Origin of the sequence: Pseudomonas sp. B21-054, assembly GCF_026016345.1 — a bacterium.
In the GTDB taxonomy this organism is placed as follows: domain Bacteria; phylum Pseudomonadota; class Gammaproteobacteria; order Pseudomonadales; family Pseudomonadaceae; genus Aquipseudomonas.
Map to the genome: position 1 here is coordinate 2413729 of NZ_CP087204.1, position 25096 is coordinate 2438824.

Genomic DNA, 25096 nt, shown 5'->3' on the forward strand with positions numbered 1-25096 from the left:
CGTAGGAATCCCCCTTCATGGAGTTTTGACATGTCGTTTTCCATCGGCTTTCCCAATGCGGCAGCGGTGACCATCGGCGGAAAATCCGCCGCCACCCTGAAGGCTTTGAGCGAGGCAGAAGACCAGGCCGCCGATGAGGCCCTGGGTACAACGCAAGCCTCGGGCAAGGTCCGCACGGGCATGGGCGCTGGCGCTGAAGCAACCGACCAGGCGCAGGAGGGCGGTAGCACCCAGAGCGTGGCGGTCCAGGTGCTGCTCAAGCGGATGCAAGAGCTTCAGCAGCAGCTCAGGGAGCAGCAACAACAACTGGCCGCCGCCCAGGGGCGTAACTATCCAACGGAGGAAGCCAAGACCTCGGCAGTCATGGCAGTCCAAGGCCAGATTGCCGACACCAGCGGCGCGCTGCTGGAGGTCACCGGCCATTTGGTCACGGAGCTGGCGAAGGGCTCAAGTTCCGGCTCGGTGGTCAACACGACGGCCTGACGTCTTCAACGTTGCGGGTGAAACCGCAACGTTGACAAATCCGCGAAGCCTTACCATAGTTCACTTCACGCAAACGTTTGCGCGGCGTTCCGTGCATTGATTTGCTCACAATAATCATAAGATCGGAGTGAACCCATGAAGTTGCCATTCGCTGGACGTCTTCTCGCTGTCGCCATGCTCGCGGCCGCATCCGCTGCGCTGCCTATCTCCTCGGCATTCGCCCAGACCGCTGAAAAACCCAAGGTCGCCCTGGTCATGAAATCCCTGGCCAACGAATTCTTCCTGACCATGGAAGACGGCGCCAAGGCTTACCAGAAGGAACACTCCGCCGATTTCGACCTGATCTCCAACGGGATCAAGGATGAAACCGACACCGCCAACCAGATCCGTATCGTCGAGCAGATGATCGTGTCCAAGGTTGACGCCCTCATCATTGCGCCTGCCGATTCCAAGGCCATGGTGCCGGTGATCAAGAAAGCCGTCGATGCCGGCATCACCGTGATCAACATCGATAACCAACTCGACCCGGCCGTGGTCAAGAGCAAGAACATCAACGTTCCGTTCGTAGGCCCTGACAACCGCAAGGGCGCGCGACTGGTGGGTGAATACCTGGCCAAGCAGCTCAAGGCCGGTGACGAAGTCGGCATCATCGAAGGCGTGTCTACCACCACCAACGCCCAGGCGCGGACCGCCGGCTTCAAGGATGCGATGGAAGCGGCGCAAATCAAGGTCGTCTCCCTGCAATCCGGCGACTGGGAAATCAACAAGGGCAACCAGGTTGCCGCGTCGATGCTCAGCGAATACCCGAACATCAAGGCTCTGCTGGCCGGCAACGACAGCATGGCGGTTGGCGCGGTCTCGGCCGTACGGGCTGCCGGCAAGGCGGGCAAGGTGCAAGTGGTCGGCTACGACAACATCAATGCGATCAAGCCCATGCTCAAGGACGGTCGTGTCCTGGCGACCGCCGACCAGTTCGCTGCCAAGCAAGCGGTATTTGGCATCGAGACGGCGCTGAAAATCCTCAAGAAAGAAAAAGTCGACAACGGTGCCAACGGTGTTATCGAAACTCCGGTCGAGCTGGTGACCAAGTAGTTATCCTGGCGACACAACGGTGCTCGCCCATTCGGGCGAGCGCATGGAGAGTTTTTTTATGTCCGTTTTCGACCCGAACGCTGTCCTGTCTGTCAGCGGCATCGGCAAGACCTATGCCCAGCCGGTACTGACCGGCATCGACCTGACGTTGATGCGCGGTGAAGTGCTGGCGCTGACCGGCGAAAATGGCGCTGGTAAAAGCACCTTGTCCAAGATCATCGGTGGGTTGGTGACGCCGACCACCGGGCAGATGCAGTTCCAAGGACAGGATTATCGTCCCGGCAGCCGTACCCAGGCTGAAGAACTGGGCGTGCGCATGGTGATGCAAGAGCTCAACCTGTTGCCGACCCTTTCCGTGGCCGAGAACCTGTTTCTCGACAACCTGCCCAGCCGCGGCGGTTGGATCAGCCGCAAGCAGTTGCGCAGGGCGGCGATCGAGGCCATGGCCCAGGTGGGGCTCGATGCGATCGATCCCGACACCCTGGTGGGTGAGCTGGGTATCGGTCATCAGCAGATGGTCGAGATCGCCCGCAACCTGATCGGCGATTGCCATGTGCTGATTCTCGATGAGCCGACCGCCATGCTCACGGCCCGCGAAGTCGAGATGCTCTTCGAGCAGATCACCCGCCTGCAGGCCCGGGGCGTGTCGATCATCTACATTTCCCATCGCCTCGAAGAATTGGCGCGGGTGGCCCAGCGCATTGCGGTACTGCGCGACGGCAACCTGGTCTGCGTCGAGCCGATGGCCAACTACAACAGCGAGCAACTGGTGACGCTGATGGTCGGCCGGGAGCTGGGCGAGCACATCGATCTCGGCCCGCGCCAGATCGGCGCGCCGGCCCTGACCGTTAAAGGCCTGAGCCGTTCTGACAAGGTCCGCGATGTGTCCTTCGAAGTGCGCAGCGGTGAGATCTTCGGTATCTCCGGCCTGATCGGGGCAGGGCGCACTGAACTGCTGCGGCTGATCTTCGGCGCCGATGCGGCCGACAGTGGCACCGTGGCGCTGGGCTCGCCGGCCAATGTCGTGAGCATTCGCTCCCCGGCCGATGCGGTGGCCCACGGTATCGCGTTGATTACCGAGGACCGCAAGGGCGAAGGCCTGCTGCTGACGCAATCCATCGCGGCCAACATTGCCCTGGGCAACATGCCGGAGATTTCCAACGCCGGTTTCGTCAATGGCAGCCAAGAGCATGCATTGGCGCAGCGGCAGATCGACGCCATGCGCATCCGCAGTTCCAGCCCGACCCAATTGGTGTCCGAGTTGTCGGGCGGCAACCAGCAGAAAGTCGTGATCGGTCGCTGGCTCGAACGCGATTGCTCGGTGCTGCTGTTCGACGAGCCGACCCGTGGCATCGACGTCGGCGCCAAATTCGACATTTATGCGCTGCTCGGCGAGTTGACTCGCCAGGGCAAGGCGCTGGTCGTGGTGTCCAGTGACCTGCGGGAATTGATGCTGATCTGCGACCGGATCGGCGTGCTGTCCGCCGGGCGCCTGATCGACACTTTCGAGCGCGACAGCTGGACCCAGGATGACTTGCTTGCCGCCGCATTCGCCGGCTACCAGAAACGTGATGCGTTGCTCAACGAAGCAGCGCCTAGGGATCTTCCATGAAAACCGCATCTGCCGTCGCTAAATCGAATGGCAACTTCTATGGCCTGGGCACTTACCTGGGCCTGGCTGGCGCGCTGCTGGCGATGGTTGCGCTGTTCTCGGTCCTGAGCAGCCATTTCCTTTCCTACGATACTTTCAGCACCTTGGCCAACCAGATTCCAGACCTCATGGTGCTGGCGGTCGGCATGACCTTCATCCTGATCATTGGCGGCATCGACCTGTCGGTAGGGTCGGTGCTGGCGCTCGCGGCATCGACCGTCAGTGTTGCCATCCTCGGCTGGGGCTGGAGCGTCTGGCCATCGGCGTTGCTCGGCATGGCCGTGGCGGCGCTGGCGGGTACCGTCACCGGTTCGATTACCGTGGCGTGGCGAATTCCCTCGTTCATCGTTTCCCTTGGCGTGCTGGAAATGGCCCGGGGCCTGGCGTACCAGATGACGGGCTCGCGCACGGCCTACATCGGTGATTCCTTCGCCTGGCTGTCCAATCCGATTGCCTTCGGCATTTCGCCTTCGTTCATCATTGCCCTGCTGGTGATCTTCATTGCCCAGGCGGTGCTGACCCGTACGGTGTTTGGTCGCTACTTGATCGGCATTGGCACCAACGAAGAGGCCGTGCGTCTGGCGGGTATCAACCCCAAGCCCTACAAGATCCTGGTCTTCAGTCTGATGGGCTTGCTGGCGGGCGTGGCGGCGCTGTTTCAGATTTCCCGCCTGGAGGCGGCGGATCCGAACGCCGGCTCGGGGCTCGAACTGCAAGTCATCGCGGCCGTGGTGATCGGCGGCACCAGCCTGATGGGTGGGCGCGGTTCGGTCATCAGCACTTTCTTTGGCGTGCTGATCATCTCCGTGCTGGCGGCCGGCCTGGCGCAGATCGGCGCCACCGAGCCGACCAAGCGCATCATTACCGGCGCGGTGATCGTGGTGGCGGTCGTACTCGATACCTATCGCAGCCAGCGCGCCAGTCGGCGGGCCTGAGCCATGGCGACGATCAAGGATGTGGCGGCGCTTGCGGGGATTTCCTACACGACCGTGTCCCATGTGGTGAACAAGACGCGGCCGGTGAGCGAAGAAGTGCGGCTCAAGGTCGAGGCCGCGATCGAACGCCTGGACTACGTGCCCAGCGCCGTGGCCCGCTCGCTCAAGGCCAAGACCACGGCGACCATCGGCCTGCTGGTGCCCAACAGCCTCAACCCCTACTTTGCCGAGTTGGCCCGGGGGATCGAGGATCACTGTGAGCGCAATGGCTATTGCGTGATCCTGTGCAACTCCGACGACAACCCGGACAAGCAGCGCAGTTATCTGCGAGTGCTGCTGGAAAAGCGCATCGACGGCCTGATCGTTGCGTCTGCCGGTGGCGACGTTGGCCTGGCCGAGGGGCTGGCCAATGTGCGCACGCCGATGGTCATCGTCGACCGCGGGCTCGACGGCGTTGATGCGGACCTGGTGCGCATCGACCATGAGTACGGCGCGTACCTGGCGACCCGGCACCTGCTGGAGCTGGGCCATCGCGATATCGCCTTTATCGGTGGTCCGGCCGACACCAGCGTGGCGCAAATGCGCTTGGCCGGTTATTGCCGCGCCTTGAAAGAAGCGGGGATCGAACTGCCCGTCGAGCGCATGCTCGAGAGCGATTTCACCAGTACTGGTGGTTACCGCGCAGCCGCCCAATTGCTTGAGCATCAGCCGCCCACGGCCATTTTTGCCGCCAACGACATGATCGGCATCGGTGTGCTGCGGGCCGCCGCCGAGCGCAACGTGCGCGTGCCCAGCGAACTGTCGGTCATTGGTTTCGATGACATTCAAATGAGCCGCTATGTCTACCCGGCGTTGACCACGGTGGGGCAATCGATCCTGCAGTTGGGCGAGATGGCGGCGCAAGTGCTGCTGCGGCGTATTGCTACGCCGGGGCTTGCCACCGACCAGCGCATCGTGACGCCCAGCATTGTCTTGCGAGAGTCGACTGCGCCGCTGTCCGGTGCATTCGCCCAATACCGCTGAACCGAATTGAAGAGTAGTGATGTATGCCAGCAAAAGTAGTGGTAGTAGGCAGCTTGAACATGGATCTGGTGACCCGGGCGCCGCGTCTGCCCCGGGGCGGTGAAACGCTGATCGGCCAGTCGTTCTCGACCATTCCTGGGGGCAAGGGCGCCAACCAGGCCGTGGCCGCTGCGCGCCTGGGCGCGCAGGTGTCCATGGTGGGTTGCGTGGGCAGTGATGCCTATGGCCAGGAATTGCGTGGGGCGCTGCTGGCCGAGGGCATCGATTGCCAGGCGGTCGGCATCGTGGACGGCTCCAGTGGCGTCGCGCTGATCGTCGTCGATGACAACAGCCAGAATGCGATCGTTATCGTCGCCGGTGCCAACGGCGCGCTGACCCCTGATGTCCTCGACAGTGTCGATGAAGTGCTGCAAGGCGCCGATGTCATCATCTGTCAGCTCGAAGTGCCGGACGCCACCGTTGGTCACGCCCTCAAGCGGGGCCGTGAGTTGGGCAAGACCGTCATCCTCAACCCGGCGCCAGCCTCCCATGCGTTGCCCGCCGACTGGTACGCCTACGTCGACTACCTGATTCCCAATGAAAGCGAGGCGGCGGTCCTCAGCGGGTTGACGGTAGATTCCCTGGAAACCGCCGAAGCCGCCGCGACGCACTTGATCGCCGCCGGTGCCGGCAAGGTGATCGTGACGTTGGGTGCCCAGGGGCTGATATTCGCCAACGGATCGAGCTTCGAACACTTCCCGGCCCCCCGGGTCAAGGCGGTGGACACCACGGCGGCCGGGGACACCTTTGTCGGCGGCTTCGCGGCAGCCCTGGCCAGTGGCCAAAACGAGGTCGACGCGATTCGTTTCGGACAGGTCGCCGCGGCGTTATCGGTTACCCGTGCGGGGGCGCAGCCCTCCATTCCCACCTTGCTTGAAGTACAGGCTTTCAAATCATGAAAAAGACGCCGTTGTTGAACGTGGCCCTGTCACGACTGATCGCCTCGCTTGGGCATGGCGATAAAGTGGTCATCGGGGATGCGGGCCTGCCGGTACCACCTCAGGTCGAGTTGATCGACCTGGCCTTGACCCAGGGCATTCCCGATTTTGTCAGCACCTTGAAGGTGGTACTCAGCGAAATGCAGGTGGAAAGCCATGTGCTGGCTGAGGAAATCTTCGATAAACAACCGTCGGCCCTGACGACACTGGAGGCGCTGCATGCCGACGGTGCGCTGGGGACGCGGGCGTTGGTCAGCCACGAGCAATTCAAGAGGCTTAGCCGTGAAGCCCGGGCGATTATTCGCACGGGAGAGTGTTCGCCGTACTGCAACATCGTGTTAATCGCTGGAGTGACGTTCTAAACCTGTCAACCTTGCACAAGGAGTGCGCCATGCACCGCTATGCTCAGAAAATGCATCAACTGGTCCGGAGTCTGCTGCTTTTGTCCTTGATCACCGCTACGAGCGCCCAGGCGGCGGAAAAAATCGACCTGATCATCGACACCGATCCAGGGGCCGACGACGTGGTTGCCTTGCTGTTTGCCCTGGCGTCCCCTGAAGAGCTGCATATCCGTGCGCTGACCACCGTCGCTGGGAATGTGCGCCTGGACAAGACCTCCCGCAATGCTCGCCTGGCGCGGGAGTGGGCAGGGCGCGAAGAGGTGCCGGTGTACGCCGGGGCGCCAAAACCGCTGATGCGCACACCCATCTACGCCGAGAACATCCATGGCAAGGAAGGCCTGTCGGGTGTCACCGTGCACGAGCCGAAGAAGGGGTTGGCCGAGGGTAATGCCGTCAACTACCTGATCGAAACGCTCAAGGCCGCCAAGCCCCACAGCATCACCATTGCGATGCTCGGCCCGCAGACCAACCTGGCCCTGGCTTTGATCCAGGAGCCTGAGATTGTCCAGGGCATCAAGGAAGTGGTGATCATGGGCGGCGCGCACTTTAACGGTGGCAATATCACGCCGGTGGCGGAATTCAATCTGTTTGCCGATCCGCAAGCGGCCGAGATCGTCGCCAAAAGCGGCCTGAAGCTGACGTATCTGCCCTTGGATGTGACCCACAAGGTCCTCACCAGCGAAGCGCGCCTGAAGCAGATCGCCGCGGTGAACAACAATGCCAGCAAACTGGTGGGCGATATCCTCAACGAGTACGTCAAGGGCGATATGGAACACTACGGCATGACGGGCGGGCCGGTGCACGACGCGACGGTGATCGCTTACCTGCTCAAGCCGCAATTGTTTACCGGGCGTTCGGTCAACGTCGTGGTGGACAGTCGCGAGGGCCCGACTTTCGGCCAGACCATCGTTGATTGGTACGATGGCCTGAAGGCGCCAAAGAACGCCTTCTGGGTGGAAAACGGTGATGCCCAAGGCTTCTTTGACTTGCTGACCGAGCGTCTGGCGCGTCTCAAGTAATCGGCCTTGCCGCGCGCTCGCAGGCTATCTGCGGGCGCGTGCGTTTCAATCCGCGGCATCAATGATGCTCGGGTAGCGTTCGAATGCCTGCTGGATGAAGTTGCGGGCGACCTCCGTCCCCAATTCCTTGACCAACAGTTCTATACCGATGATTGCCAGTTCCTCCGGGCTGCCCGGGCTATAGGAACTGTGGCCCTCCGACCATTTGGCATTGATGGTGGCTTCGATGCTGACGGTGCTCATGGTGGGGCTCGCGAGTTGGAGGTCTGTAGGCTGAGTTAACCATTTTTGCCAAGGTTTTGGCACTGCGACTTAGGCATCAGGGAAGGGCTGTGCGACACTTTGTTTTTTGGGATTTCTGAAGGAGCCCTTGCCGTGCAGATCGATTTGAACGCGCCTGACGGGCTGACCCTGGAAGCGGTTCGTCAGTTGCTGGCGTCGGCCAGTGATGACGAGCACACCCAATTGCGGGTGACCAAGGGAGGGATCGCCTACTTGTCTTCGGGGGTAGTAGGAGGCGCCGATATTGACGGCTTGCTGTTTCGGCTTGAAACGTGGGCCAAAGGTTCGGGTTATGTCGGACGGATCGCTGCCAGCGACGAGGTCTGGGTCACGCAGATCTATAACGCGCTGAAAGAGAACTGGCCGAATCCGCCCTATGATTACATTGACGTTTATTAACGGCCGTTCATATTCAGTCACGATTCATGTCTGAACACCGCTTGCGGGCTCAGGCAAACTGCCGGTTTCCGGTTGAGGGCAGGCTGATGGCCAGGGTGTTGAAACCAAAGCGCCGTTTGGGCTGTCGCACGCTCTCTGTTTATCTATCAAAAAAGGAGGCTTCATGCCTTGGAAGCTCGCGTCATTGAGTACTTTGCTGGCCGCTGCGTTCTTGAGCGGTTGCAGCAGCAGCCCCTCTGAGTCGACCCCTGACCCCGTGGCAACCGAGACCGGTAGTGGTCGTTGCGAAGCAAAGGCCGCCGAGTTCGCCATTGGCAAGCAGGCCTCGCCGCAATTGCTGGAACAGGCCCGCGCCCGCGCCGGCGCGCAGAATGCCCGGATCCTCAAGCCCAACGACATGGTGACGCTTGAGTACCGCTCTGATCGCCTGAATCTCAGCACCGATGCCAACCTGGTGGTCAATCGCGTGAACTGCGGCTGATCGTCGGTTTTTCAATCTCCCATAAAAAACCCCGTCACATGGACGGGGTTTTTTTAGTGCGCCGAGAAATTACTCAGGGCGAACTTGTGCAGCTTGCATACCCTTTTGGCCTTTCTCAGCCACGAAGGAAACGGTCTGGCCTTCTTTCAGGCTTTTGAAACCGTCGCTTTCGATAGCTTTGAAGTGTACGAACAGGTCGTCACCGCCACCTTGAGGAGTGATGAAGCCGAAGCCTTTTTCATCGTTGAACCATTTAACGGTGCCGGTTTGGCGATTAGACATGGTGTATCTCCAAGAAACATATATTTTCAGTGTACTGTGCTGCTCAGGCCAACTGGGCACACCCGGGTATCATAGTCGAAATGTTCGATTTGGGAGCCCCCCGGACGCACTGTTTGCCAATCAGTTGTGTTTTCTCTACCGCCTGAACCCGCTGAAAGGCCCGGTTTTAAAGGCTTTCAGCGTAAAGTAAAGACGATAAAAAAAGCTGTAAAACCTGCATAAATAGTACGAAAAAGCGCTTTTTTTGGCCTTTTACTCAGCCCCGGGCGGCATTAAAGACTCCGGTTGTTCACTTTTTCGCGGGCACATCAGCCTTGCATTTGGCGATCTCGCCAAGGGCTTTTTGCTGCAATTCGGGGGTGGCCTTGTTGTCCATCAGTGCCTGGATATCTCTTGCCGGGTAGGACTTGATTGCATCGGCGCCACAGGCACAGTGGGATTTGGCCTTCGCCGCACCAATCTGTGGGGTAGCGGCCTGGGTGCACTGGGCCATGTATTTATCTCGCTCGCCCTTCGGCCAGTCGGCGTGGGCACTCAACGGCAGCAGCAGAACAAGGGGGGCGACTAAGGCGAACAGGGTATTGAGACGCATGCGAGGATGCTCCTTCTGGGTCGATGTTCTGTGATTCGAGGGCTCTAGGGCCGATCAAGTTCAGCACTCTGGCATAAAAGCGGACGATTTGCCTTCCTGTGACAGGCTTGTGCATCGATGACCGTTCATCTGTGCTAGCATGCCGGGCTCGGGTATTTTCAGGCTCCGGAGGACGACAGGTCCCGGCAGCGGCAAATGTTCGAATAACCCTGATTTGAATCCCAGTCACTCTGGTTCGGTTTCCCGGTTGGCCGCAAGGCTCCTGCCGCTGTAAGGCAGGCGTTCGTCATTGAATGGCCTGGACTGGATCTTGTACTGGCTCATCCCAACCCACGTGACCTTTGGTAGGGGTCACCACTAGGAGAGGAGGCGCCATGCCAACTATTACTCTTCCCGACGGCAGTCAACGTTCATTCGATCACCCGGTTTCCGTAGCCGAGGTCGCCGCATCCATCGGCGCGGGCCTGGCCAAGGCCACCCTGGCCGGCAAGGTCAACGGCAAACTGGTTGACGCCAGTGACGTCATCGACAGCGACGCCACGCTGCAAATCATCACGCCAAAGGATGAAGAGGGGCTGGAGATCATTCGCCACTCTTGCGCGCACCTGGTCGGCCACGCGGTCAAGCAGTTGTACCCGAGCGCGAAGATGGTCATCGGGCCGGTCATCGATGAAGGCTTCTATTACGACATCGCCTTCGAGCGTCCTTTCACGCCGGAAGACATGGCGGCCATCGAACAGCGCATGCAGCAGCTGATCGAGAAGGATTACGACGTCATCAAGAAAGTCACCCCGCGCGCCGAAGTCATCGAAGTGTTCAAGGCCCGTGGCGAGGACTACAAGCTGCGTCTGGTGGAAGACATGCCAGACGAACAGGCCATGGGCCTGTATTACCATGAAGAATACGTCGACATGTGCCGTGGCCCGCACGTGCCGAACACGCGTTTCCTGAAATCCTTCAAGCTGACCAAGTTGTCCGGCGCTTACTGGCGTGGCGATGCGAAGAACGAGCAGTTGCAGCGGGTCTATGGCACCGCCTGGGCCGACAAGAAACAACTGGCGGCCTACATCCAGCGCATCGAGGAAGCCGAGAAGCGCGATCACCGCAAGATCGGCAAGCGCCTGGGCCTGTTCCACACCCAGGAAGAGTCTCCGGGCATGGTGTTCTGGCACCCCAATGGCTGGACCCTGTACCAGGTGCTTGAGCAGTACATGCGCCAGGTCCAGCGTGAAAACGGCTACCTGGAGATCAAGACGCCACAGGTGGTGGACCGCAGCCTGTGGGAGAAATCCGGGCACTGGGCCAACTACGCCGACAACATGTTCACCACCCAGTCGGAAAACCGCGACTACGCCATCAAGCCGATGAACTGCCCTTGCCACGTGCAGGTGTTCAACCAGGGCCTGAAAAGCTACCGCGAGCTGCCGATGCGCCTGGCCGAGTTCGGTGCCTGCCACCGTAACGAGCCATCGGGTGCGCTGCACGGCATCATGCGGGTGCGTGCGTTTACCCAGGACGATGCGCACATTTTCTGCACCGAAGAGCAGATGCAGGCCGAGTCCGCCGCCTTCATCAAGCTGACCATGGACGTCTACCGGGACTTCGGCTTCACCGAAGTCGAGATGAAGCTGTCCACTCGTCCGGAAAAACGTGTCGGCTCCGACGAGCTGTGGGATCGCGCCGAAGCGGCCCTGGCCGCCGCCCTCGATAGCGCGGGCCTTGCGTATGACCTGCAACCGGGCGAGGGGGCCTTCTACGGTCCGAAAATTGAATTCTCGCTGAAAGATTGCCTCGGTCGCGTGTGGCAGTGTGGTACCTTGCAGCTCGATTTCAACCTGCCGATCCGTCTGGGCGCCGAATACGTGTCCGAAGACAACAGCCGCAAGCACCCGGTCATGCTTCACCGCGCGATCCTCGGTTCGTTCGAGCGTTTCGTCGGGATCCTGATCGAACACTACGAGGGTGCGTTCCCCGCGTGGCTGGCGCCGACCCAGGCAGTGATCATGAATATCACTGATAAACAGGCAGATTTTGCCGCCGAAGTCGAAAAAACTCTCAACCAAAGCGGATTTCGTGCCAAGTCCGACTTGAGAAATGAAAAGATCGGCTTTAAAATCCGCGAGCATACTTTGCTCAAGGTTCCCTTTCTCTTGGTTATTGGAGATCGGGAGGTCGAGATGCAGACTGTCGCTGTGCGTACTCGTGAAGGTGCTGACCTGGGCTCGATGCCCGTCGCCGAATTCGCTGAGTTTCTCGCGCAAGCGGTTTCCCGGCGTGGTCGCCCAGATTTGGAGTAATTATTATTAAGCGTGAAATGAGACAAGATAAACGAGCTGCACCGAAAGCCCCGATCAACGAGAATATCTCGGCACGCGAGGTTCGGTTAATTGGCGCTGACGGCGAGCAGATTGGCATCGTCTCGATTGATGAAGCGCTTCGTATTGCTGAAGAAGCCAAGCTTGATCTGGTAGAAATTTCCGCAGACGCAGTCCCACCGGTTTGCCGGGTGATGGACTACGGCAAGTCGATCTTCGAAAAGAAGAAGCAGATTGCCGCGGCGAAGAAGAACCAGAAGCAGATTCAGGTAAAAGAAATCAAGTTTCGTCCAGGGACGGAGGAAGGGGATTACCAGGTAAAACTGCGCAACCTGGTACGTTTCCTGAGTGACGGGGACAGGGCCAAGGTATCCTTGCGATTCCGCGGCCGTGAGATGGCCCACCAGGAGCTGGGGATGGAACTCCTCAAGCGGGTTGAACAAGACCTGCTCGAGTACGGTTCGGTCGAACAGCATCCTAAGATGGAAGGACGCCAGCTGATCATGGTCATCGCCCCGAAAAAGAAGAAGTAATCAACAGGGCACGGCAGGCCTTGCGATTATGTTTATCAACTGAATGCGGAGTATCCGAACATGCCAAAGATGAAAACCAAAAGTGGTGCTGCTAAGCGGTTTCTGAAAACTGCTAACGGTATCAAGCACAAGCACGCTTTCAAGAGCCACATCCTGACCAAAATGTCGACCAAGCGTAAGCGTCAACTGCGCGGTAGCAGCTTGCTGCATCCGTCTGACGTGGCAAAAGTCGAGCGCATGCTGCGCCTTCGTTAATTTTTGGATCAAGAATAGAGGAAGTAACTCATGGCTCGTGTAAAGCGTGGCGTCATTGCCCGTAAGCGTCACAAAAAAATTCTGAAACTTGCTAAAGGCTACTACGGCGCGCGTTCCCGCGTATTCCGTGTTGCCAAGCAAGCGGTAATCAAGGCAGGCCAATACGCCTACCGTGACCGTCGTCAGAAAAAACGTCAGTTCCGCGCTCTGTGGATCGCTCGTATCAACGCTGGTGCTCGTGTTAACGGTCTGTCCTACAGTCGTTTCATTGCCGGCCTGAAAAAAGCGTCCATCGAGATCGACCGTAAGGTTCTGGCTGATCTGGCAGTGAACGAAAAAGCGGCGTTTGCTGCGATTGTCGAGAAAGCTAAAGCCACCTTGGCTTAAGTACCCCCGACAGTCACCAGGGCTCACCTCTGTGGGCTCGGGTGTTAAACGTCATAAATAGGGGAAGAGCCTTAAAGCTCTTCCCCTATTTTGTATCTGGAGTCTGTACATGGAAAACCTGGATGCGCTGGTCGCTCAAGCTCTAGAGGCTGTGCAAAGCGCTGAAGATATCAATGCCCTGGAGCAAATCCGGGTTCTGTACCTTGGCAAGAAGGGCGAGTTGACCCAGGTGATGAAGACCCTGGGGAACCTGCCGGCCGAAGAGCGTCCGCAGGTCGGTGCGCTGATCAACGTTGCCAAGGAACGTGTCACAGAGGTCCTTAACGCGCGCAAGGCGTTGTTCGAGGAGGCGGATCTGGCTGCCAAACTCGCCGCCGAGTCCATCGACGTGACCCTGCCTGGCCGTGGCCAGACTTCCGGCGGCCTGCATCCGGTGACCCGGACCCTGGAACGCATCGAGCAGTTCTTCACCCACATCGGCTACGGCATTGCCGAAGGCCCTGAGGTCGAAGACGACTACCACAACTTCGAGGCGCTCAACATCCCAGGCCATCACCCGGCCCGGTCGATGCATGACACCTTCTATTTCAATGCGAACATGCTGTTGCGCACCCATACCTCACCGGTACAGGTCCGCACCATGGAATCGCAGCAGCCGCCGATCCGCATCGTCTGCCCAGGCCGCGTGTATCGCAGCGACTCCGATATCACCCACTCGCCGATGTTCCACCAGGTCGAAGGCCTGCTGGTTGATCGCGACATCAATTTTGCCGACCTGAAAGGCACGATCGAAGAATTCCTGCGGGTGTTCTTCGAAAAAGAACTGGCGGTGCGTTTCCGCCCTTCGTACTTCCCGTTCACCGAGCCCTCCGCTGAAGTCGACATGGAATGTGTGATGTGCAGCGGTAAAGGCTGCCGTGTCTGCAAGCAGACTGGCTGGCTGGAAGTGATGGGCTGCGGGATGGTTCACCCGAACGTGCTGCGTATGTCCGGTATCGATCCGGAAGAATTCTCGGGTTTTGCTTTCGGCATGGGCGCCGAGCGCCTGGCCATGCTGCGTTACGGTGTGAATGACTTGCGCCTGTTCTTCGACAACGACTTGCGGTTCCTTGCGCAGTTTCGCTAGGTCGCAGTCGGTAACGAATCTATTAGGAGAGCAGGATGAAATTCAGTGAACAATGGCTGCGCGGCTGGGTAAGCCCGCAGGTAAGCCGGGACGAGCTGGTTGCTCGCCTGTCGATGGCCGGTCTTGAGGTCGATAGCGTCACGCTGGCCGCCGGTGAATTCAGCGGCGTGGTGGTGGGCGAGGTGTTGAGCACCGAGCAGCACCCAGACGCTGACAAATTGCGGGTTTGCCAGGTCAGCAATGGCGCGGAGACCTTTCAGGTGGTCTGTGGCGCACCCAACGTGCGGCCGGGCCTGAAGATCCCGTTCGCCATGATCGGTGCCGAGCTGCCAGGCGACTTCAAGATCAAGAAAGCCAAGCTGCGTGGCGTCGAGTCCAACGGCATGTTGTGCTCCCAGGCCGAACTACAGATCGGCGAAGGTAACGATGGTCTGATGGAGCTGCCGGCTGATGCGCCGGTGGGCCAGGACATCCGTGAGTACCTGGGCCTGGACGATGCGAGCATCGAAGTCGACCTGACGCCGAACCGTGGCGACTGCCTGTCCCTGGCCGGTCTGGCCCGTGAAGTCGGCGCGCTGTATGCCGCTGCCGTGACGCGTCCTGTGGTCGCGACCGTGCCGGCTGTGCATGATGAAGTGCGTTCGGTTGAAGTCCTCGCTCCGGCGGCGTGCCCGCGTTATTTGGGTCGCGTGATCCGTAACGTCGATTTGTCGAAGCCGACGCCGCTGTGGATGGTCGAGCGCCTGCGCCGTGCCGACGTGCGCAGCATCGACGCCGCTGTGGACATCACCAACTATGTGATGCTGGAGCTGGGTCAACCGCTGCACGCGTTCGATCTCGCCGAAATCAACGGTGGTATCCGCGTGCGCATGGCCGAAGAGGGCGAGAAGCTGGTCCTGCTCGACGGTCAGGAAGTGACCCTGCGCAGCGATACATTGGTGATTGCCGACCATTCCCGCGCCTTGGCGATTGCCGGCGTAATGGGCGGCGAGCACAGCGGTGTGTCCACCACAACCCGTGACGTATTCCTTGAAAGCGCGTTCTTCGACCAGATTGCAGTGGCTGGCAAGGCGCGCTCCTATGGCCTGCACACCGATGCCTCGCACCGTTACGAGCGTGGTGTGGACTGGCAACTGGCCCGTGAAGCCATGGAGCGCGCCACAGGCCTGCTGCTGGAGATCACGGGCGGCGAAGCCGGCCCGATCATCGAAACCGTCAGCGAACAGCACCTGCCGAAGATCGCTCCGATCACCCTGCGTGCCCAACGCATCACCCAGATGCTGGGCATGGAAATGGACGCTGTCGAAGTCGAGCGCCTGCTCAGCGCCCTCGGCCTGGGCATCAGTGCTGATGGGGCAGGGCAGTGGCGCGTCGAAGTGCCAAGCCATCGCTTCGATATCAGCCTGGAAGTCGACCTGATCGAAGAACTGGCCCGCCTGTACGGCTACAACCGCCTGCCGGTTCGCTACCCGCAAGCGCGCCTGGCCCCCCAGGCCAAGGCTGAAGCCCGTAGCGATCTGCCGGAACTGCGCCGCCTGCTGGTGGCCCGTGGGTATCAGGAAGCGATCACCTACAGCTTCATCGATCCGCGCCAGTTCGAGCTATTCAATCCGGGTGTCGAGCCGCTGTTGCTGGCCAATCCGATCTCCAACGACATGGCGGCCATGCGCTCGTCCCTGTGGCCTGGTTTGGTCAAATCGCTGCAGCACAACCTGAACCGTCAGCAGGATCGTGTGCGTCTGTTCGAAAGCGGCCTGCGCTTCGTCGGTCAACTGGACGGCTTGAAGCAAGAGCCGATGCTGGCCGGTGTCGTCTGTGGCAGCCGCCTGCCGGAAGGCTGGGCGCAAGGTCGCGATGTCGTCGACTTCTTCGACGTCAAGGCTGACGTGGAAGCGGTGCTCGGCTTCGCCGGTGCGCTCGACGCGTTCACTTTTGTGCCGGGCAAGCATCCAGCGCTGCACCCGGGACAGACCGCGCGCATCGAGCGAGACGGTCGTGAAGTCGGCTATGTCGGTGCTATTCACCCTGAACTGTCGAAAACCTTGGGCCTTGATCGTCCGGTCTTCGTTTTCGAGCTGGTTCTGGCTGAAGTCGCCCTAGGGAAAATGCCGAAATTCCAGGAGTTATCGCGCTTTCCTGAAGTGCGTCGTGACCTGGCGTTGCTGGCTGATCTCGACGTTGCATCCAGCGCTGTGCTGGAGGTAATCCGTGAAAATGCAGGCGAATGGCTCACGGACCTCAGGCTATTTGACGTGTATCAGGGTAAAGGCATTGATCCGCATAGAAAAAGCCTTGCAGTCGGCTTGACCTGGCAGCATCCATCGCGCACTCTTAATGACGATGAGGTGAATACCGCAACGCAGAACATCCTCACCTCGCTCGAAAACAGGTTGAACGCCACGTTAAGGAAGTGACGTATGGGGGCTCTGACGAAAGCTGAGATGGCGGAACGTCTGTATGAGGAGTTGGGCCTGAATAAACGGGAGGCCAAAGAATTGGTCGAACTGTTTTTTGAAGAAATCAGGCACGCTCTGGAAGACAACGAACAGGTCAAGTTGTCTGGTTTCGGCAATTTCGACCTTCGGGACAAACGCCAGCGGCCTGGCCGCAATCCGAAAACGGGAGAAGAAATCCCGATCACGGCTCGCCGTGTGGTCACCTTTCGTCCAGGGCAGAAGTTGAAGGCCCGAGTTGAGGCTTATGCTGGAACCAAGTCATAACGATGAACTACCCGTCATCCCGGGCAAACGCTACTTCACCATTGGTGAAGTCAGCGAGCTGTGTGCGGTAAAGCCGCACGTGCTGCGCTATTGGGAGCAGGAGTTTCCTCAACTCAACCCGGTCAAGCGCCGCGGAAACCGCCGGTATTATCAGCGACAAGACGTGCTGATGATCCGGCAGATCCGCGCACTGCTGTATGATCAGGGATTCACCATCGGCGGCGCGCGCCTGCGCCTCTCGGGTGATGAAGCCAAAGACGACACAACCCAGTACAAACAGATGATCCGCCAGATGATCGCCGAGCTCGAAGATGTACTGGTGGTGCTCAAGAAATAAAATTTCTGCTTTTAAATACTTCCAGTTTTCAAAAGCTTGCGATATATTCCTGAGCGTTCCGTTGAGAAGCGGAACAAGATTCACGCCTAGTCGGGGCGTAGCGCAGTCCGGTAGCGCACTAGCATGGGGTGCTAGGGGTCGAGTGTTCGAATCACTCCGTCCCGACCATATTTTTCAATGACTTAGCCCAATCTGAAAAGGTTGGGCTTTTTCATGCTTGAAAAATTATTCCCACATTTGCTCACGGATGTCTTGGATCTCGGTAGCTATACCATCTGAGAAGCGTTCGACCGCCATGTCTCTGGATAGTAGCTCCTACCAATGCAAGAACCTGAAGAGGCGAAGACGTTTGTAATGGCTTACTGATTGGACATTCCGCGAGGCAAGCTTGGGGTGATGGCTGTAGGTAGCGCTGACCAGCAACGGCCAAGGAAGACAGTTTCCTACTCGAAAACGGTGCCCCATAGGGCCATCGTTTTCATGTCTATCGATAAGTCGACCACACTTAAAACAGGTCTTCCGGTTGCATCGTCAAAATAATTTTTCCGGCGTTCTTGGAAGACTCCAGCCAGCGATGGGCATCGGCAGCCCGTGACAGCGGGAAAGTGCTGTCCACGACAGGTTCGAGGCTTTCCGCGCCATCGAAGCGGTCAAGCCAATGCTCGCGGAAGCGCTTGATCATGTCGTGCTTCTCCGGCTGGGTGCGGGACTTCATGACCGTGCCGATGATTTGCACGAAAATTCTGGCTGATCTTGAGAGTGCCGAAGCCGAAGCAAGCAATGCGGCCCTGCAGCCCAGGGGAACACTACGTGTGCATTGCGTTCCCGGACTGGCCCGGCATCTGGTCAGTGCCGTGCTGGAGTACCGCAAGCAATTTTCGGATGTCACTGTGGATTTATTGCTCTCGCAACGAATGCCTAACTTGTTGGAGGACCAGCTGGATGTCTCGATTCTGATCGCCCGAGCGCTACCCGATTCGGCGTATGTCAGCCAAAAGATCGGTGTCAGCCATTGTGTTCTGGTGGCGTCGCCAGACTACTTGGCTCGGCGTACGCCGCCCGAGACGCCTGAAGACCTGCGTGATCACCAGTGTCTGCTGTTGGGCACCGTGGACTATGTGCGGGATGAATGGCAGCTCAAGAGCAAGGCGGGGGACGTAGCATTTGTCCCTACAGGGCCAAGTTTCAGCGTCAACGATATGGATGCGATGGCGCTTGCCATACGGGAGGGCGCTGGGATTGGTTTGCTGGCCGGATTTACCGCCATCGACGATTTGCGCTCCGGCAAGCTAGTGCGGGTTTTGCCTGACTATCATACGTATGAGCGCAACGTGTATGCCGTCTATATCTCTCGACAGTTCGTCGACGCAAAAATCACTCGCTTTATCGACACGTTGAAAGATCGGGTTGGTAGTCAGCTGGCCGCTACGGCTCAGGAGCTCATCGATTGAAATGCCACAAGGCATAAAGGTATTTGTGCCTCGATGAGACGACTCTCCGATGCGCAATTATTGACGGACAGGTTGATTAACTTCTGCTGCAACCGCCCATGTCGTTATAGGCCAGTACGTGCCGGCTCCCTTGAAGATATTCATATCCAACATGAACAGCAGAATTTGCGAGCCATTCAAGAGACTCAATGGCAAGAGTTAGAAGGCACGCTGGCTGAGTTCACAGACATTGTTTCGACCATTCGCAATATCGCCAATCAGACCAATCTGCTGGCTCTAAACGCCGCCATCGAGGCAGAGCGTGCAGGGGAGGCCGGACGTGATTTTGTGATGGTAGCCGACGAGGTACGTAAGTTGACCACTCTGACTAGTGTTGCCACCCAGAAGGCAGTTTCTCTCGTAGCCAGGCACGACTAGCCTTCAGGCACAGACAGCGCCTCAAGAGCCGCGCTTGGTGAAATGTTGGCCACATCTCTGCACTGTTGGGGGTTATTGTTCAATGATTGACTTCGCTTGATCGCACTGGCTGATATAGTTTTCGGGAAGCGCTTTGTGATTAAGGAGTAGCTCCAGTTCCTTGGTGCAAATGGGTAGCATGACGACTTCGTAGTATTTTTGCCATTGCGCCATAGACTCTTCGTTACTTTGCCGTACTGCTTTATAGTTGCCGCCGATCATTAGGCCGGCGAATGCCGCGACCATTAGGGCTATCATCGCGAAAGGCATCAGGTTACGCCACTCGGCTGCTGACTCCTTGCTGAGCAAGTAAGTGAGGAGGGTGGCAACGATGCCTAGGACCCCTGTGACTAATGACTGTCCAAGCGGAGTTGCACTGCCACCTGCGATCACGCCCAAAATCGTTCCGAGAAAGCACAACGCTATTATGAGTGGTGTGTGTCCCGGCTCAAGCTTATGCCGGGATAGCTTTAATATCGCCAGGCACATGGCGATATTCAATATTATGGCGGCAAGCGACGGACCTGCCATATAGGTGAGGGAGTGCAGCAGTGGATTAAGGCTTTCCATGCAGTTTTCCAATCAATGACAGTTGAGTGTCGCGGCGGGCTGCACTTATTGCATCCCTTTGTACGATTCAATACCGCCTTTATACCCTTCGATTAAATCTTGGTAGGACGGTTGCCCGTTCCCAGGCTTCAGTTCGTCCGAGCGCCGTAATATTTCGACGCCCTTGCGCTGTTCCTCTAGACGCAAACGGTACTCTTCAGGGTTCTCATCTGCACTTGGCTTCCAAGTGATACAGCAGCGACGAGGCTTTTTGGGTCCTACGCCAATTGGGCTGTTAACGTCGGCGGTAGGCGAAACTGCCAAACCAGTAATTTCTGCAGAATACGTCTCGAAGGACGCAAGCAGCATGGCTAGTAGGACGGCGGTTTTGTGCAGGCTCATCGTGACACTCCCTCGTGGCGATCTGTGTAATGTCCAGCGTGCTGATCTAAAAATTCGGGGCGCGGGAAAATGAGGTCGGAGTGGCCGCGCATGAAGTTACTGCCCGCTCTATGAGGCGGCCTCTATACAGTGACTCGGTTCCATAGACGAACCTCTATACGCAAGGTCGCCGAAATGCCAGGCCGGATGCCGTCTTCGGTCTTTACCGGGATATCGAAACTCACTCCCGCTCCACCCGGCAGGTCCTGCGTTACGCACGGAGTCGTTGCCAGGTTAGGTGTCTTGCTTTGGTAGCCATGCAGTATTTTGTACCCGATGGGCTCCGCGGCATCAGGAATGGCTTCCACCAGAATCAGCTCTCTGTAGATGTAGCTGCCTTCGTAATGTTGGTTTGGCCAGAACGTGTTCTCAACCATATAGTCAGGTACCAACACCGCCAGATCGAACGCGAACGCGACAGACTTGGCTTGGCTGACACTTTTGGTTTCATCAAGGAACACTGAGAACAGTTGAGGGCTGGCGCTCCTGTCCGGAGTGGGGGCGCCGTCCACAAGTGGAAAGAGTTCGTCGTACATCCGATGGATTGCTGAGTTTTCACGCACGACCCGACGATGTATTTGCCATTGGCTACCTCGTACGCTGGCGACGATTTCGAATTGATATGAAGCGCGGATCTGTTTGCCCTTGTCTTTTTCATCTTGAATGTCAGCGGGTAAAGTCAGACTGTGGATATCCAGTATCCCGTCAATGCGCAGACTCCCGAACAGGAAACGTGTCAGGTTCTGGTATCCCTCTTCGGAGTTGACGACGCCGTAGTGTCCGGAATGACTACGATGGGCAAAGGCTGCAGGTGAACGAATGATCTGGTTGGCGTTGCGCGAGAAAGTAGTGGCGTTGTCGATTCTGACCAAACCGTCACTTGCATCGCCCACGGCCCATGCACTCATACCCTTCATAACGGTGTAGTCGCTGGGGTTGGTGCCCACGAGGTTGAACACCCGTTCGGCGGGGAAGTTGGTGAGTACACAAACGTCTGGGTCACTGGAGGGGATTAACTGTGACGGGGGAATGGCAAAGTAGTCAGCCATACGCTGGCGATTGAAGTTGTTGGCGTCTCCAAAAGTGGCCCATGCTGGAACATTGCGTACGATTCGCAGATCGATGCCGTTGTGAGGGGTAGCATAGGTGAAGAGTTTATCGACGGCCTGGCGGGCCTCGGGGCTCCCTAACTTCGGATTTTGCAGAAACGCTCGGGCAACCAGGCCGCCCATGGAGTGAGCGACCAGATAGCAACGAAAGTCTTCTTTGGAAACACCATTATCTAACGGTTTGCCGGTGATGGGGTCATCACCTTTGCGACATACGAGCGCACGTACCCTGAGAATCAGATCGCTCAGGCCTTCGGCAAAATGCTGGATGGGTGGAGTGTTGCCGCTCCCGAAAGTCTCGGAGGCTTCGTCGTAGTAACGGAAGATAATGATCGATTGATAGGGCAGCGCGATACCGCGCAGCAATGGTTGGGTCGGATTCTCCGGGTCGGGCTCGGTGAGGTCTTGGCCGTTGACGTAAATATCATCGTAGCGGCGTTCGCTTTGTTGTGTGCCTTGGTTGAGCCAGACGATTTCATCTTTGAGGCGAACCATGGGCGACTCAAAGAAAAATTTCTGAACCTTGCCGTTCCACAGCTGCCGTGACTTGGATGAGCCAATGTTAAAACCCATGTAGGGATCGGCGACGGTTTCTTCTATTTCATCGTTAGTGGCAGCGAATCCGCGCACGTATATGATCGGGTGGTAAGGGTGATGTTTGTTCACGATGGGCTCCGTTTTGTTCACGTCCGACGGCAACAGGTGCACTTAGCAACGGCGTAATTTCGACTTTGACGACGAAGTCGTTCCCAGTTTCTACTTTTTGGCCGGCGCTTTATGGACACCCTCGACAGCCTTTACGATGGCCTCTAACTCCGCGATGCGAGTGGCTTCGGTCTTGCCCGATGGATTGAGGACGTCGGTCAATTTGGTGGCAAAGTCTTGAGGCGCCGCTTGGGTATGGTCTTCTCGGGCGACTCTGATCAGCAGCCAAGAGCCGCCTTTGAATAAGGTACCGGTGGGATCGCTGATATAGGGGCTATGGCTGCCCTCGGTGATTCTCATCGACGCAAAGTCGGGAAGTTCGTCTCGGCGCTCCATCCTGATGATTGCGTAATAGCCTTCCTGTAGGGGCGCGCGGCTGGTTCGTGGCGCTAGTACAGTCTGGGACGAGGCGAGGGTCTTGCCGGTGTAGGTGGGGTCGAACTCCATTTGATAGCGAAGCTCAACGTCGTCGCCATTAGCGCCTAACAGTGCGCCGCCCAAGGTATTGAGCACGTTAAGTACGGGGGTGCCAGGCGCATAGGCGGCGCTGCCGACTTTTGCAAGTTCCTGAAGCAAATGGCGACCTTGTTCGTTTTCGTCGTTGTCGAGCTCCATGATTGCCACATCCATGAAGAACGTGCCGCCCTCGTAGGTTTTGGGGCCATAGAGGGGGATATTCAGGGCATTGATCAACTGTCCGCTTTCGCGGACGTCTTCGTTGTAATAAACAACGCGGCCGTTGCGTTGGATATCGGCGGGATTAAAGGTGAGTCCCGTGGTCGTGGTGCGCTCTGCGACATTCGCCAGAATGGCTATTTCACCTCTGGTGTTCTGCGCCGACCCCAAGCCACTGGCATTCCCGTCGCCTCCGTTGCAGGGCACGGCACCGGTATTGCTGCTGGAGAACCAGTCTCGAGGAGTAAGGCGCTCGCGGAAATCGCAGATATAGGCAGCCGTGAGTTTCACTGAGATCGCTTCGCCTTTTGTGATCGGCGCGGGGGCTTTTTGCGAGGGAAGGAGGAATACGCTTACGACGTGGATGCCGTCAGTGGAGTGAGCGATCTGAACTGCACCTTCGTTGTGTTGAAGGTTCTGCGAACAGCCTGCCAGGATAGTCCAAAAAGCCGCGGACGCGAGGTAATGAAAACAGTTGGACATTATGTGCATCTCCTGAAGTCAGGTGAGAACCAATTGGTACAAGTGGACCAAAATCAGTTACACACGCGCTCATCTGTTTACGAGATGCAGACTCGTTACCTAAGAATGCCGACAGCCAAAGGAGTGCTAGAAGAGTGATGTAGAAATTAGCTCGGTTTTTCCTGAGCGCAAGTTTTTTATAGAAAAAACTCAGAAACAATAAGTGCCATTAAATTGCATAGCTAGCTAAAGAAATAAGCAAGCTCAAGTGGTGGAAGTTTTGTTCAGTGTAAGTGTCGATTTATTATTGACGTCAACTTTCCGCATTAGGTCATGGGCAGAGCAAAGAAGAAGACGTTGCTAACGTAGCAGTGAACAGAGCCCGGTCTAGCGCCGGGCTTTTTTTGTTGCCTGGTCTATTCAGACCTTGATCAGACTAGTTTTTAGCACCGGTCAAAGCCTTGTAGAAATTCGACCACGCCAATCCACTGAATCCTAAGATCCCCGCCACTATATTTCCGCACTGCTGGAGCGACGAGTAAGGTCCAGCTATGTAGTGGTCTAATGAAACCGGACACTCATTTAGGCGAGAATGCTCGCCAGATAGAGGTGTCAGATGACCAAACAACGCCGTACCTTTTCCGCTGAATTCAAACGTGAGGCCGCAGGCCTCGTGCTCGATCAAGGCTATAGCCATATCGAAGCCTCCCGCTCGCTTGGGGTGGTCGAGTCCGCGTTGCGCCGCTGGGTTAATCAGCTTCAGCAGGAGCGCACCGGCGTTACTCCGCAGAGTAAAGCGCTGACGCCAGAGCAACAGAAAATCCAGGAACTGGAAGCCCGGATCGCCCGTCTTGAGCGGGAGAAATCCATTTTAAAAAAGGCTACCGCGCTCTTGATGTCGGAAGAGCACGAGCGCACGCGCTGATTGATCAACTGAGCCCCCAAGAGCCGGTTGATTGGCTTTGCGCAGTCTTTGATGTCACTCGTTCGTGTTACTACGCCCACCGTCTCAGGCGCCGAACTCCAGACGTTGAGCGGCTTCGGTTGCGCAGCCGGGTTAACGAACTGTTTACGCAAAGTCGAAGCGCTGCCGGTAGCCGCAGCATCGTGTCGATGATGCAGGAAGACGGCGAGCAGATCGGCCGGTTCAAGGTGCGAGGCCTGATGCGGGAACTGGGATTGATCAGCAAGCAACCGGGTTCGCATGCGTATAAAAAAGCGACGATTGAGCGACCAGACATTCCGAACATTTTGAATCGAGAGTTCGATGTTCCAGCGCCTAATCAAGTCTGGTGCGGCGATATCACCTACATCTGGGCTCAAGGGAAATGGCATTACCTGGCTGTGGTTATGGATCTTTACGCGCGCCGAGTGGTGGGCTGGGCGCTGTCGAACAAGCCGGATACGGACCTGGTGATCAAGGCGCTGGATATGGCCTATGAACAACGCGGTAAGCCTCAGGGCCTGATGTTTCACTCGGATCAGGGCTCGCAATACGGCAGCCGCCAGTTCCGCCAACGGCTCTGGCGATACCGTATGCGCCAAAGCATGAGCCGTCGTGGAAACTGCTGGGATAATGCTCCGATGGAGCGCGTGTTCCGGAGTTTGAAAACTGAGTGGATACCGACCGTGGGTTACATGACGGCTCAAGAGGCACAGCGAGACATCAGTCATTATCTGATGCATCGCTACAACTGGATTCGTCCACACCAGTTCAATAGCGGGCTGACACCAGCTCAGGCCGAAAAAAGACTTAACGTCGTGTCCGGGATCAGTTGACCACTACAGCTATCCACCTAGGTGTTCCCTCCACAAACTTTCCGTCAAGCCCTAGAAAAGCGCCGCCCAACACAACAACTAAGAGCGCCGCAATCGCAAGTACAACCGTGCTGATTCCCCATGCGTTCACACCAAAATTAGTGCTCATAACTTACTCTCCTCGTTTTCCAGAAAATATA

At 57.7% G+C, this 25096-nt stretch carries 30 protein-coding genes and 1 tRNA gene; 22 read left to right on the forward strand and 9 right to left on the reverse strand.

Translation table 11 applies throughout. From position 1 onward, the window contains the following. The first annotated feature begins 30 nt into the window (after positions 1 to 30). The 8 genes from LOY70_RS10840 to LOY70_RS10875 all read left to right on the forward strand — a co-directional run bounded on the left by LOY70_RS10840 (position 31) and on the right by LOY70_RS10875 (position 7581). Positions 31 to 483: a hypothetical protein gene (locus tag LOY70_RS10840; RefSeq protein WP_265036188.1), complete on the forward strand. Its 453-nt coding sequence runs from the start codon at positions 31 to 33 to the stop codon at positions 481 to 483. Positions 484 to 618: 135 nt separating this feature from the next. After that, positions 619 to 1575 (forward strand): sugar ABC transporter substrate-binding protein, encoded by a 957-nt coding sequence (locus tag LOY70_RS10845; RefSeq protein ID WP_025212912.1) that lies wholly within the window; start codon positions 619 to 621, stop codon positions 1573 to 1575. Positions 1576 to 1633: 58 nt separating this feature from the next. Next, positions 1634 to 3187 carry a sugar ABC transporter ATP-binding protein gene (locus tag LOY70_RS10850; RefSeq protein WP_265036191.1) on the forward strand — a complete coding sequence of 518 codons (1554 nt, stop codon included), beginning with the start codon at positions 1634 to 1636 and terminating at the stop codon, positions 3185 to 3187. Further along, positions 3184 to 4161, forward strand: coding sequence for an ABC transporter permease (locus LOY70_RS10855; RefSeq protein WP_025212914.1), 978 nt, complete (start codon positions 3184 to 3186; stop codon positions 4159 to 4161). Before LOY70_RS10850 ends, LOY70_RS10855 begins: the two co-directional genes overlap by 4 nt. 3 nt (positions 4162 to 4164) lie before the next feature. Continuing rightward, positions 4165 to 5184, forward strand: coding sequence for a LacI family DNA-binding transcriptional regulator (locus LOY70_RS10860; protein ID WP_265036194.1), 1020 nt, complete (start codon positions 4165 to 4167; stop codon positions 5182 to 5184). A gap of 23 nt (positions 5185 to 5207) precedes the next feature. Then, positions 5208 to 6122, forward strand: a complete 915-nt coding sequence (rbsK, locus tag LOY70_RS10865) for a ribokinase (protein ID WP_265036196.1) — start codon at positions 5208 to 5210, stop codon at positions 6120 to 6122. Beyond that, entirely contained in the window at positions 6119 to 6523 is a 405-nt protein-coding gene (gene rbsD / locus LOY70_RS10870; protein WP_123414340.1) for a D-ribose pyranase, read from the forward strand. Before rbsK ends, rbsD begins: the two co-directional genes overlap by 4 nt. A 29-nt stretch (positions 6524 to 6552) precedes the next feature. Next, positions 6553 to 7581 carry a nucleoside hydrolase gene (locus LOY70_RS10875; protein WP_123341826.1) on the forward strand — a complete coding sequence of 343 codons (1029 nt, stop codon included), beginning with the start codon at positions 6553 to 6555 and terminating at the stop codon, positions 7579 to 7581. Positions 7582 to 7626: 45 nt separating this feature from the next. On the opposite strand, the gene LOY70_RS10880 is transcribed toward LOY70_RS10875, so the two are convergent. Next, positions 7627 to 7824, reverse strand: a complete 198-nt coding sequence (locus tag LOY70_RS10880; RefSeq protein ID WP_123341825.1) for a hypothetical protein — start codon at positions 7822 to 7824, stop codon at positions 7627 to 7629. Between the two features lie 132 nt (positions 7825 to 7956). Between LOY70_RS10880 and LOY70_RS10885 the strand changes: the two genes are divergently transcribed. Both LOY70_RS10885 and LOY70_RS10890 read left to right on the forward strand, forming a co-directional pair. After that, positions 7957 to 8262, forward strand: coding sequence for a hypothetical protein (locus LOY70_RS10885; protein ID WP_265036201.1), 306 nt, complete (start codon positions 7957 to 7959; stop codon positions 8260 to 8262). A 163-nt stretch (positions 8263 to 8425) separates the two neighbouring features. Further along, positions 8426 to 8743 carry an I78 family peptidase inhibitor gene (locus tag LOY70_RS10890; RefSeq protein ID WP_123414338.1) on the forward strand — a complete coding sequence of 106 codons (318 nt, stop codon included), beginning with the start codon at positions 8426 to 8428 and terminating at the stop codon, positions 8741 to 8743. Positions 8744 to 8812: 69 nt separating this feature from the next. On the opposite strand, the gene LOY70_RS10895 is transcribed toward LOY70_RS10890, so the two are convergent. Both LOY70_RS10895 and LOY70_RS10900 read right to left on the reverse strand, forming a co-directional pair. After that, entirely contained in the window at positions 8813 to 9025 is a 213-nt protein-coding gene (locus tag LOY70_RS10895; protein ID WP_003179963.1) for a cold-shock protein, read from the reverse strand. 289 nt (positions 9026 to 9314) lie between these two features. Further along, on the reverse strand, positions 9315 to 9617 hold the full coding sequence (locus LOY70_RS10900) for a hypothetical protein (protein ID WP_265036204.1): 303 nt from the start codon (positions 9615 to 9617) through the stop codon (positions 9315 to 9317). A 374-nt stretch (positions 9618 to 9991) separates the two neighbouring features. Between LOY70_RS10900 and thrS the strand changes: the two genes are divergently transcribed. The 9 genes from thrS (at position 9992) to LOY70_RS10945 (ending at position 17458) form a co-directional block, all read left to right on the forward strand. Next, a complete protein-coding gene (gene thrS / locus LOY70_RS10905; protein ID WP_003203626.1) occupies positions 9992 to 11914 on the forward strand; it encodes a threonine--tRNA ligase in 1923 nt (640 codons plus the stop codon). Then, positions 11914 to 12465: a translation initiation factor IF-3 gene (infC, locus tag LOY70_RS10910; RefSeq protein WP_169432615.1), complete on the forward strand. Its 552-nt coding sequence runs from the start codon at positions 11914 to 11916 to the stop codon at positions 12463 to 12465. The genes thrS and infC overlap by 1 nt, the downstream gene beginning before the upstream one ends. Before the next feature lie 60 nt (positions 12466 to 12525). Then, complete coding sequence (gene rpmI / locus LOY70_RS10915; protein ID WP_002553160.1) at positions 12526 to 12720, forward strand: 50S ribosomal protein L35; 195 nt, start codon at positions 12526 to 12528, stop codon at positions 12718 to 12720. Between the two features lie 30 nt (positions 12721 to 12750). Further along, positions 12751 to 13107, forward strand: coding sequence for a 50S ribosomal protein L20 (gene rplT, locus LOY70_RS10920; protein ID WP_002553161.1), 357 nt, complete (start codon positions 12751 to 12753; stop codon positions 13105 to 13107). Between the two features lie 109 nt (positions 13108 to 13216). After that, entirely contained in the window at positions 13217 to 14233 is a 1017-nt protein-coding gene (pheS, locus tag LOY70_RS10925; protein ID WP_063320398.1) for a phenylalanine--tRNA ligase subunit alpha, read from the forward strand. Between the two features lie 35 nt (positions 14234 to 14268). After that, positions 14269 to 16647 (forward strand): phenylalanine--tRNA ligase subunit beta, encoded by a 2379-nt coding sequence (gene pheT / locus LOY70_RS10930; RefSeq protein WP_265036533.1) that lies wholly within the window; start codon positions 14269 to 14271, stop codon positions 16645 to 16647. Between the two features lie 3 nt (positions 16648 to 16650). Next, the gene (ihfA, locus tag LOY70_RS10935) at positions 16651 to 16953 is read left to right on the forward strand and encodes an integration host factor subunit alpha (RefSeq protein ID WP_002553164.1); all 303 of its coding nucleotides are present in this window, start codon (positions 16651 to 16653) and stop codon (positions 16951 to 16953) included. Further along, on the forward strand, positions 16934 to 17290 hold the full coding sequence (locus LOY70_RS10940) for a MerR family transcriptional regulator (protein WP_003179985.1): 357 nt from the start codon (positions 16934 to 16936) through the stop codon (positions 17288 to 17290). Before ihfA ends, LOY70_RS10940 begins: the two co-directional genes overlap by 20 nt. Before the next feature lie 91 nt (positions 17291 to 17381). Then, a tRNA-Pro gene (locus LOY70_RS10945) sits at positions 17382 to 17458 on the forward strand. Between the two features lie 337 nt (positions 17459 to 17795). Here the strand turns inward: LOY70_RS10945 and LOY70_RS10950 are convergent. Further along, complete coding sequence (locus tag LOY70_RS10950) at positions 17796 to 18026, reverse strand: zinc-binding dehydrogenase (RefSeq protein WP_265036535.1); 231 nt, start codon at positions 18024 to 18026, stop codon at positions 17796 to 17798. On the opposite strand from LOY70_RS10950, the gene LOY70_RS10955 reads away from it, so the two are divergent. Both LOY70_RS10955 and LOY70_RS10960 read left to right on the forward strand, forming a co-directional pair. Continuing rightward, on the forward strand, positions 18004 to 18741 hold the full coding sequence (locus LOY70_RS10955) for a substrate binding domain-containing protein (RefSeq protein ID WP_265036537.1): 738 nt from the start codon (positions 18004 to 18006) through the stop codon (positions 18739 to 18741). The two genes, LOY70_RS10950 and LOY70_RS10955, sit on opposite strands and share 23 nt — an antisense overlap. A gap of 33 nt (positions 18742 to 18774) precedes the next feature. Next, the gene (locus tag LOY70_RS10960; protein ID WP_265036539.1) at positions 18775 to 19158 is read left to right on the forward strand and encodes a methyl-accepting chemotaxis protein; all 384 of its coding nucleotides are present in this window, start codon (positions 18775 to 18777) and stop codon (positions 19156 to 19158) included. A 72-nt stretch (positions 19159 to 19230) separates the two neighbouring features. Here the strand turns inward: LOY70_RS10960 and LOY70_RS10965 are convergent, their stop codons facing one another. The 4 genes from LOY70_RS10965 to LOY70_RS10980 all read right to left on the reverse strand — a co-directional run bounded on the left by LOY70_RS10965 (position 19231) and on the right by LOY70_RS10980 (position 23159). After that, entirely contained in the window at positions 19231 to 19767 is a 537-nt protein-coding gene (locus LOY70_RS10965) for a hypothetical protein (RefSeq protein ID WP_265036541.1), read from the reverse strand. Positions 19768 to 19812: 45 nt separating this feature from the next. Beyond that, the gene (locus LOY70_RS10970; RefSeq protein WP_265036542.1) at positions 19813 to 20148 is read right to left on the reverse strand and encodes a hypothetical protein; all 336 of its coding nucleotides are present in this window, start codon (positions 20146 to 20148) and stop codon (positions 19813 to 19815) included. A 122-nt stretch (positions 20149 to 20270) separates the two neighbouring features. After that, positions 20271 to 21962 carry an esterase/lipase family protein gene (locus tag LOY70_RS10975; protein WP_265036544.1) on the reverse strand — a complete coding sequence of 564 codons (1692 nt, stop codon included), beginning with the start codon at positions 21960 to 21962 and terminating at the stop codon, positions 20271 to 20273. Between the two features lie 90 nt (positions 21963 to 22052). Further along, positions 22053 to 23159, reverse strand: a complete 1107-nt coding sequence (locus LOY70_RS10980; protein WP_265036546.1) for a hypothetical protein — start codon at positions 23157 to 23159, stop codon at positions 22053 to 22055. Positions 23160 to 23754: 595 nt separating this feature from the next. Here LOY70_RS10980 and LOY70_RS10985 point away from each other — a divergent pair. Continuing rightward, positions 23755 to 24917 (forward strand): IS3 family transposase gene (locus tag LOY70_RS10985; protein ID WP_265035029.1). Its coding sequence is split into 2 segments (ribosomal slippage): positions 23755 to 24010 and positions 24010 to 24917, totalling 1164 coding nucleotides; the frame shifts between segments, so codons are not numbered across the junction. Here LOY70_RS10985 and LOY70_RS10990 read toward each other — a convergent pair. Beyond that, positions 24910 to 25065, reverse strand: coding sequence for a hypothetical protein (locus LOY70_RS10990; RefSeq protein ID WP_265036548.1), 156 nt, complete (start codon positions 25063 to 25065; stop codon positions 24910 to 24912). The genes LOY70_RS10985 and LOY70_RS10990 overlap by 8 nt on opposite strands. Positions 25066 to 25096 lie beyond the last annotated feature (31 nt).